This window comes from Streptantibioticus parmotrematis (assembly GCF_019890615.1).
GTDB classification, from domain to species: Bacteria; Actinomycetota; Actinomycetes; order Streptomycetales; family Streptomycetaceae; genus Streptantibioticus_D; species Streptantibioticus_D parmotrematis.
In genome coordinates this window covers 1-8,329 of the sequence record NZ_JAINVZ010000049.1, presented here as the reverse complement: position 1 = coordinate 8,329, position 8,329 = coordinate 1, and the positions used below count along the sequence as shown (strand labels likewise).

General features: G+C 67.5%; 9 protein-coding genes and 3 pseudogenes. 5 read left to right on the top strand and 7 right to left on the bottom strand.

The annotated features are described in order from the left end of the window. Window positions 1–665: 665 nt before the first annotated feature. The 6 genes and pseudogenes from K7472_RS32050 to K7472_RS32025 form a co-directional block, all read right to left on the bottom strand. Complete coding sequence (locus K7472_RS32050; RefSeq protein ID WP_372458156.1) at window positions 666–860, bottom strand: helix-turn-helix domain-containing protein; 195 nt, start codon at window positions 858–860, stop codon at window positions 666–668. Window positions 861–1,279: 419 nt separating this feature from the next. Then, window positions 1,280–2,200 (bottom strand): SDR family oxidoreductase, encoded by a 921-nt coding sequence (locus K7472_RS32045; RefSeq protein ID WP_252396591.1) that lies wholly within the window; start codon window positions 2,198–2,200, stop codon window positions 1,280–1,282. A gap of 82 nt (window positions 2,201–2,282) precedes the next feature. Next, on the bottom strand, window positions 2,283–2,744 hold the full coding sequence (locus tag K7472_RS32040; RefSeq protein ID WP_222982755.1) for a GNAT family N-acetyltransferase: 462 nt from the start codon (window positions 2,742–2,744) through the stop codon (window positions 2,283–2,285). 12 nt (window positions 2,745–2,756) lie between these two features. Continuing rightward, a pseudogene (locus K7472_RS32035) lies at window positions 2,757–4,072 on the bottom strand (UDP-glucose dehydrogenase family protein). A gap of 266 nt (window positions 4,073–4,338) precedes the next feature. Next, window positions 4,339–4,851, bottom strand: a complete 513-nt coding sequence (locus K7472_RS32030) for a hypothetical protein (RefSeq protein ID WP_222982754.1) — start codon at window positions 4,849–4,851, stop codon at window positions 4,339–4,341. Between the two features lie 223 nt (window positions 4,852–5,074). Further along, a complete protein-coding gene (locus K7472_RS32025) occupies window positions 5,075–5,647 on the bottom strand; it encodes a DUF6415 family natural product biosynthesis protein (protein ID WP_222982753.1) in 573 nt (190 codons plus the stop codon). Between the two features lie 316 nt (window positions 5,648–5,963). Here K7472_RS32025 and K7472_RS32020 point away from each other — a divergent pair, with 316 nt between their 5' ends. The 5 genes and pseudogenes from K7472_RS32020 to K7472_RS33610 all read left to right on the top strand — a co-directional run bounded on the left by K7472_RS32020 (window position 5,964) and on the right by K7472_RS33610 (window position 7,923). Then, window positions 5,964–6,305, top strand: a complete 342-nt coding sequence (locus K7472_RS32020; RefSeq protein WP_222982752.1) for a hypothetical protein — start codon at window positions 5,964–5,966, stop codon at window positions 6,303–6,305. Next, the gene (locus K7472_RS33135) at window positions 6,287–6,901 is read left to right on the top strand and encodes a hypothetical protein (RefSeq protein WP_252396590.1); all 615 of its coding nucleotides are present in this window, start codon (window positions 6,287–6,289) and stop codon (window positions 6,899–6,901) included. The genes K7472_RS32020 and K7472_RS33135 overlap by 19 nt, the downstream gene beginning before the upstream one ends. After that, window positions 6,888–7,316 carry a hypothetical protein gene (locus K7472_RS33130; protein WP_252396589.1) on the top strand — a complete coding sequence of 143 codons (429 nt, stop codon included), beginning with the start codon at window positions 6,888–6,890 and terminating at the stop codon, window positions 7,314–7,316. Before K7472_RS33135 ends, K7472_RS33130 begins: the two co-directional genes overlap by 14 nt. A gap of 274 nt (window positions 7,317–7,590) precedes the next feature. Then, window positions 7,591–7,731, top strand: a pseudogene (locus K7472_RS33615) (GNAT family N-acetyltransferase); the annotation flags it as partial. A gap of 39 nt (window positions 7,732–7,770) precedes the next feature. Beyond that, on the top strand, window positions 7,771–7,923 hold the full coding sequence (locus tag K7472_RS33610; protein ID WP_308014181.1) for a GNAT family protein: 153 nt from the start codon (window positions 7,771–7,773) through the stop codon (window positions 7,921–7,923). A gap of 193 nt (window positions 7,924–8,116) precedes the next feature. Here K7472_RS33610 and K7472_RS32005 read toward each other — a convergent pair. Further along, window positions 8,117–8,329: pseudogene (locus K7472_RS32005) on the bottom strand (hypothetical protein); the annotation flags it as partial.

Here is an 8,329-nt window from a genome sequence, read left to right as displayed (position 1 = left end):
ACACTGTGGCCGCCTCTGTGTCCCCCGATCAGGGACAGCTGCTGGCTTCTGCGCTGTAGCCCCACGATCTTTCAAGCAAGTGCCCGGCGAAGGGCGGCGTCCGGGTTGCCTGGCCCTCAGGGATCGCCGCGTTCTATCACGTGGGCGAGGCAGTGCGATGGCGCGGCCGGGGCTGTTGAGAGGCGGTGCAACAGTCCTCGAAGTCTCAGTTCTCAACCAGATCGCTGTCGAGAGTAAAGCTTGGCCTAGATCATATGGAGGACGACATGCGCGATAGCCGATCGCAGCCTGACGCTGCACTGACGCGCTCCCAACGACCCGCGCCGCACGGCGGTGTTCCGGCCCACCTGCCTCTCTCGCACCGGTCCGCGGTGAACTCGTCGCAGGGGAAGGACATAGCACTCTGGCCACGAGCGATATCGTCGCCAACGTCGCGATCGGAATGGACGAGCTTGAAGGGCTTCACGCAACGCTCGAGACTAACCCTGCAGGCGCGGGGATCACCCGGAAATCCATGGGGCTTTCAGCCAGTTGAGGGGACCACCCTCGGCGCACTCCCCGTCGAGCCACCCGCCGACGACGACCGGACCGTGGTCCTCTACGATGTCCTCGCCCCCGGAATCGGCTGGCTCCTCAACACCATAGCCGCTGGGGTCATCGCGCGACTATCCACGCCACCGTCCTGCCGATGAGCGTGCGGCGAGGCGGTGCGGGTAGGCGACGGCGTCCTCGTCGAGCTGGAATGCGCCGGCCATGGCGGCCAAGGTCTGGTCGGAGGGGTTGAGGTTGCGGTCCTGTTCCAGGCGCAGGTAGTACTCGGAGCTGATGCCGTCGAGCTGGGCGACCTCTTCGCAACGCAACCCGGGGACCCGCCGAGCCCGCTTTGAGGTCCTGATCCGCTTCGCGTCGGTGGGCGCCGGGGACACAGCGCTGACACCCGGAGGACAGCGCCGCTGCTCGATACGCTTCGGTGATCCAGCCGCAGCCACGGAGACACTGGCTGCTGAAGACGACGCCCTTCCCGTAAGCGCATTCACCCACCTGAGTGCGCGGGCAGGATGAATCGACGTGTCGGCGTATCCGCCCTTCACCGCCGCCCGTCGATGCCCTCGTGCAAGAGGCGGAATTGGTCCGGCCGTCCGCCAGCCTCCTCGAAGGCGACCGCGGCGGATCATCATGGTCCCTTCCATCAGCACCGTCATGGCGCCGCTGTGCTCGGGATCTTCGACTCGCAGCCGCAGCACCAAGCGTGATGATGTTTGATTGCGCGTAGGCGCGCCTAGCCAGATCGAAAGCGGCGCTCGCCTCGCGTGCGGAACTGCTCCTGCGCAGCGGCGGTGGCCAGAGTCAGGCGGAGCCTTCGCCTGGTGCGTCCTCGCGGAGGCGTAGAAATTCGCGGGCGCCGCGCAGTTGGGTGTGCAAGGACCGCTGAGTCGTCTGGCTGTCGAGGCGTACGCCGAGCGCGCCGGGGACAGCGCTGTCGGCTCGCAGGCCCGTGGGTAGACGGGAGGCGTTGAGACGCTCGCTTGGCAATGAGGACGCCGAGCTCGTGGCGGCTGAGGGCGTCGGTCCCTGCGACGTGGTGGATACCGGCGGCGTCGCTCAGTGCCAGCTCCAGCAGCGCGGCAGCCAAGTCCGAGACATGGACCGGGCAGCGGATGTCGTCGGTGAACAGGGCGCCGTCGACGGTGCCTTCGGCGAGTTGGTGCACCAGGCGTTCGTGCACAGAGCGCCCGTGGCCGATGATCAGCGAGGTGCGGGCGACGACGGCCTTCGGGTGCACCGCGAGGACGCCGGTTTCCGCCGCGGCCTTGGCCGCACCGTACGGGGTGATGGGGTCGGGGAGACAGGACTCGTCGTAGTGGACGCGGCCGATGCCGGAGAAGACCGCGTCAGTGGAGACGTGGACCATGCGGATTCCGTGCTTCGCCGCCACGATGGCAAGCTGGAGTGGGCCTTCCGCTGTGATCGCCCAGTCAGCCCGGCCGCTCGACGCGTTGATGACGACGCTCGGGTTCACCTCGGCCATCGTGGCGTCCAGACTTGTGGCGTCCCGCAGGTCGAGGTGACACCACGCAGTCGGGGAGGCGGCACCGGGCGCGGTCGCGTACGTGGTCACTGTCGGCTGCCCCGCCGTTGTCGCCTGCCGGACCAGTTCGGACCCCAGGAAGCCGCTGCCGCCGACGATCAGGATTGTCATGTGCGTAGACGGTAGTCCCACGGGCCCCACAGCGAAGGCGGCCATCCGGGTGTTCGGGTGACCGCCTTGCGCCGACCGGAGCCTACGTCTGTGGTCGCCAGACGTAGCGGATGTCCGGTTCGCGTTCGTCGTTGCGCTGCCCGTCGGTGCGTTCGGCCTCGGTGAAGCCGTGTCGCTGGTAGAAGCGCCGGGCCGGGCCGTTCACCTGGAAGGTCCACAGTGACAGGCCGTCCGGGTGCTGCTGCTTGGCCAGGGCGATGAAGCGGTCGCCGATGCCCCGCCCGCGCCATTCTGGTGCGAGGTAGATCTGCTTCACCTCGTGGCCGTTGAGCACGAGGACCCCGACCATGGTGTTGCCTGTGACCGTGACCCAGGTCTCGTACCGCGGGATGAGCACGCGAGCGAACCAGTCCCGTACATCGGCGTCGTCATGCGCACAGCGCACGCTCGGCAAGGCGACGGCATAGGAGCGCAGCCACACGTCGGCAGCGGCACGGGCGTCGGCGGCGCGGGCACGGCGGAGGAGGACGTCATCGCTGGCCATGGCGCGCCGGTACTACTTTCCCGGACGGCCGAGCTGGTGGACGGTCCAGCCCGCCGAGCGCCAGGGCTCGGGGTCGAGGGTGGTACGGCAGTCGACGAGCAGGGGGTTGGCCGGATGACGAACCAGGGCCTGGGCGTCGGCCTGCCGGTACTCGGGCCAATCGGTGGCCAGGACCACGAGGTTGGCGCCACCGAGGGAGGCGGGCACGTCGCCGGTGTAGTCCAGCTCCGGGTTGCGGACCATCGCCGTGGAGACGGCCTGTGGGTCGTGAACGGTGACGATGGCACCGGTCTGCTGGAGGGAGAGGGCGAGGGCGGGGGACTCGCGCACGTCATTGGTACCGGGCTTGAACGCTGCACCCCACACGGTGACCCGGCTGCCCTTGATGGGGCGCTCGCCCAGAGCGCGGGTGATGAGACCGAGGGCGACGTCAGTGCGGTTCTCGTTGATCACCTCGGCGGCGCGAAGGGGAGCGGCGGTCCGGTCGGCGCCGAGCTGCTGGGCGGAGGCGGTGAAGGCACGGACGTCCTTGGGGAAGCAGCCGCCGCCGTAGCCAATGCCCGGGCGCATGCCGCTGGCACCGGTCCGGGGGTCGATGTCCAGGATGTCCACGATCTGGGCGATGTCGCCGCCCGCTGCCTCGCACATGTCGGCGACGGCGTTGATGTAGCTGATCTTCAGACCGAGGAAGGTGTTCGCGGCGCCCTTGGCCAGCTCGGCAGTCTGGGAGTCGGTGACGAAGATCGGCACGCCGGCGTCGATGATCCCGGCGTACACGGCCCGGATCGCCTTCTCGCCCTCCGCAGTGGTGACGCTGGCGATGAGCCGGTCCGGGCGAAGGGTGTCCTCGACGGCGTGGCCCTCGCGCAGGAACTCCGGGTTCCACACGACGTCGACCTGGTCGCCGGCGGGGGCCAGGCGCTGGGCGAGGGCGGTGACCTTGCGGGTGGTGCCGACGGTGACGGTGGACTTCCCGACGATCGTGCACGCCCGGTCGAGGTGGGGGCAAGCTGACGAATCGCGCCGAAGACCTGTGCGGTGTCGTAGGAGCGGCCGTCGGCGTCGATGGGGGTGCCGACACCGATGAAGTGCAGCTCGGCGGATTCGGCGGCCTGGCGAATGTCGGTGGTGAAGCGCAGGCGTCCCTTTTGGGTGTGGCGGATGAGTAGTTCCGGCAGGCCGGTCTCGTAGATGGGGCACTCGCCGGCGTTGAGCCGGTCGACCTTGGCTTAGTCGAGGTCCATGCCGATGACCTCGTGGCCCAGCTCGGTCATCGCCGCCGCGTGCGGGATGCCGAGGTAACCGCAGCCGATCACGGAAACACGCATTGCAGGTCGTCCCTGTCTGCTCGGGTGGCACACCGGACGCGGTGTGCCACGCAGACGCTATCGGTTGGTGCGCGGGTCCCAATTCGGGTCGCACATTGGTTCGTTGGGGTGTTCGGGTCGGCGGGACGGGGATGGTCTGGACAGCGGTCGCTGTCCGGGCCGCCGGTCAGCTCAAGGTGGCCAGCGCGCCGGATAGGGCCGTGATCAGGAACTCGATGTCCTCGTCCGTCGAGATCAGCGGGGGCGCGACGACGAGTCCTTCGCTCTTAAAGCCCGCTGCGGGAGTGTTGCTCTACCTGTGTCAGCCCGCTGATGCCTGTCTCGGAGAGCAAGCTGTGGAGGTCGTTGCGCGCGGCGACGGTCTGCTCGTAGGCCATGGACTCCAAGAAGGGCTGTGCAGGCAGGGCTGTCTCAGACCCCGGATTCGATCCTGCGCGCAGTAGTGCGGCCAACAGGGCGGCATCACCACCGTCCAGGTACTTGATGTGCACGACCGGGCGGCCACCCGGCACCTCGTCGTCCACCGCCGGTTCGAGACAGCTGATACCCGCGTTCCGCAACGCACGACGAAGGTCCGAAAACGATGCGACGGCCTGCTTGAAGTCGGGGTGGACCGTGGTCACGGGTGCCTGGGCGGGCAGGCACGGCGGAACGTGATGACGCATGTCGTACGTCCTTGGTGGTCGTGTAAGCGAATGGGATTGAAGGAGGACGGGAGCGAACAGCACCAGCACCGCGGTCGCGAAGGCCGCGAAGGTGATGACCTGCTTGGCGCGCACGGCTCCTCCAGGTGGTGCTGGGCCGCGGTCCCGATTGCGGGAAGGGGGTGGTCGACTGCACCCAGAGCCGCGGGGTCATAGGTACAGGCCCTGAATCAGCAGACCGATTCCGTAGAGCGCGGGGAGCGAGATCACGGCCACCCGTTTGAGCACTCCCCAGTTCCGCCGGATCTGGTCCCAGCGTCGGCTCACGCGGCGTAGTAACGGACCGGGAACGTCATGCTTACCCATCGGAAGAGGCCTCCTGCGCGTATCGCTCCGCGTGCGCGAGCAGGTCCGTAACCGCGCCGGCGAGGACGTTCGCGTGGTCAGTTGCCGCCCTCAGCTCCCCAACAACGACGATAGCGCTCAGGTGTTGGGCCCGCTCGATCGCCTCTCGGCACCGCCGCCACTCCGCGCCTCCAGGTTCCAGCGCCATCACGCGGACCTCGGCGTAGGGAGCCATCGAGGTGATGAATCCGCGGAGGGTCCGGGTCACGTCCTCCACCTGCTCGTGGCGTGGGACGACACGACCGCTGGTCATGCCCTTGGCGATCTGGACGTACCGGCGGACGCGGGCCGGATCGAAGCCCACGGGAGTGGGCGCCTGCCTGGTGCCTTCGGTGACGCCGAGTTCTTGATGCCATGGTCGCTCGGGGGCCTCGTACGCGTGCGTCCGGACGACGGCCCGCTGGAGTCTCGGGACGTCCCAAGGCAGGTCTGCCTTGGGAACTTCCGTGAGCTGTGGGGTTAATGAAGCGTTCGGCACTCTGCGTGTCCCGGTGCCGGTGTCTGTGGCTTCGGTCGCGGGTTCCATGAACAGATCTCCTGGGGGCGGCAAGGATGGCGGCCGGCGCTGCGGCGATCTGACTCCAGCTGCGGCGATCTGACTCCAAGGGAGTGATCAGCTCGGCACTCTCAGCGAGGGCTCCAACGAGCCTGGCAATACCTGGATGACATATCCACCCCCGTACCCACCTCGGCCTTGGAGCCCGGATTGACGATGAACACGGGGTCTTCCTCGGAGTTGCCTCGGTTCCTGTAAGTCTTTTCCCAACGGGGCACGTTGACGTGGTGGGCGCTCTACCGTCAAGGGTAGTGACGTGCTGAGACGTACGGGATGAGGGGGCGTTATGCGTACGCTGCTCCGCTATCTGCTCGACCAGCGTGAGTTGCGCGACCACGAAGCCTTCCTGCCGCATTTCCGGCAGGCGGCACAGGAGCTGGCCGAGTTCGAGGGCAAGCCGTCCCTGGCGACCCTGGTTCCGGGCAGGTCCACGTTCGAGGCCTGGTACTACGGTCAGCGCCAGCCCCAACGTGACGCTCGTCGGGTGCTGGTCCGGATGCTCGGCGGCTTCAGCATCGAGCAGCTGTGGAGCGAGGTGCCCGATGGAACGACCCCAAATGTCGCCCCCGCGCTCAGCGCGCCGGCACCGAAGACCGTGCCGAGACCGGCATGGATCTGCACGAGATGAGGAGGATGGGTGCCATGGCCGCACGGCGCGCAATGGAATTCGCTCTGGGGGCAGAACGCGAGCTGGTTGGCGACGAAACCATCGGCTACCTGAGCGATGAGGTGAAGCGGATTGCCGAGGAATATCCGCGGGTTCCTCTCGCGGAGGTCTGGCAGGACCTCGCCACGGCGCAAGACGATGCTTTCCGCTTGCTGGAGAGCGGTCGGACGAGGCCGTCGCAAGGCCGGGATCTGCTGTTCCTGGCCACGGTGTTGTCGTTCCTGATGGCGAAGGGCTCGCACGACATGGGCGACTCCAAGGTGGCTATGGCGCAGGCCAGGGCCGCCGGGTTCTGCGCCCGGCAGGCCGAGCACAAAGGGCTCATCGCCCTGGTCGACGGACTTAAGTCGCTCATCGCGTACTGGGCGAACCGGCCCGAGGATGCCCTGCACTACGCACGCCAGGGCACGGCGGAAAGCGCCAACCTGCAGGGCACAGTGGGCATTTGGCCGCCAGGGCTGGAAGCTTGGGCAGCCGGCGCTGCTCGGCGACGAGGAAGCGGTACGCTCCGCGAATCAGAGGGCAGAAGACCTGCGCGAGCGCGTGGTGCCCGATGACTTGGACGGGCTCGGCGGTCTGCTCACCTACCCGCTGGTCAAGCAGCTCTACTTCAGCGTCGAATCAGAGGTCCTCTTGGGCCATGGCGACGCACACATCGCCGCCCAGGCCGAAGAAGCCGTCCGTGCATTCAGCGACCCAAGCGCCGCAGAGTGGGCGTACGGCGACGCGGCCGGTTCGCAGTGCAACCTTTCGCTCGTTCGCCTCTACTCCGGCGACGTCGACGGCGCCGCAGCAGCCATCCGCCCCGTCCTCGACCTGGCCCCGAGCCTTCGCACCAACGGCATCGTCGTCTCCGCCCAGCGCGTCAGGGCTGCTCTCACCCGTGGCCCCGCGCGCGACGCGGTCGTTGCCCGCGGTCTGCGCGCGGAGATCGCGATGTACGAGCGGTCCCGACCAGCCCTTCCGCAGTAACACCGAGGGGTAAAATCCGGTCCTATGTACCCGGTAAGCCGTCGCAGCCAGCGCCTGATACTCCGCGAGCTCACCATTGATGACGTGGACGACGTCCTCGCGATCTACGGAAGCGAGGAAGCGACCGAGCACCTCAGCTTCGAGCCGCGCTCGCGCGACCAGGTAGGTCAGATCGTCGCACGCTCCATCGCCTCGGCGACTACGGCACCACGCACCGAGTACGCGGTGGCGGTAGTCGAACGCGACACGGACGAACTCCGTCGGGTACGGCCGCCTGGCGCTGGACCCACACCAGCAGCGCGCGGCCACCGTCGGCTTCGCGCTGCGCTCAGCCGCCTGGGGAGTCGGATACGGCGTCGAAACCGTCCAGCTCCTCCTCGGACTCGGCTTCGAAGAGCTGGGGCTCCACCGGGTCTGGGGAGCCCGCTCACCATTCAACACCGCCTCTGCCAAAATGATGCTCAAGGGCGGCATGGTCGAGGAAGGCCGCATCCGCGGGCACGTCGAGAAGGGCGGCGCGTGGCGCGACTCCATCGTCCACGCGATTCTGGAGCACGAGTGGGAGAGCCTCACCACCCTTGCCTCCATCGTGGAGCTGCCCAACTGATGGGGTCGACGCGAGTGCTCCGCTGGATCACGTATGCCCCGCAACACGCCGCAGCCCATCTTGATTGGCGACATGAGGCTCAACATCGGATCGACTGCCTAGACGACCGCAGGAGCCCGCAGCCGTGGCGGATTGCAAGGAATCTTGTAGCTGCGCTTCTACGAAATGGTGGGCATGCCTGATCGCCTTGTGGTCATCGACGCAAGTAGCTTGCCAAAAAGGCGAGTTCGGGGGCGGAGAGTCGACGGGGGCGTCCTGTATGGATGTCATATGCGACGATCTTGGTAGTTGCTTCGGCGTACAGCTGATCGGCATCGCCGATCTGGTAGGAGAGCTCCAGGTCGGCGAGCGTGGTCTGTCGCAGCCCGTGCCGCCGGATCGTCACATAGGTGCCCGGGGTCACCCT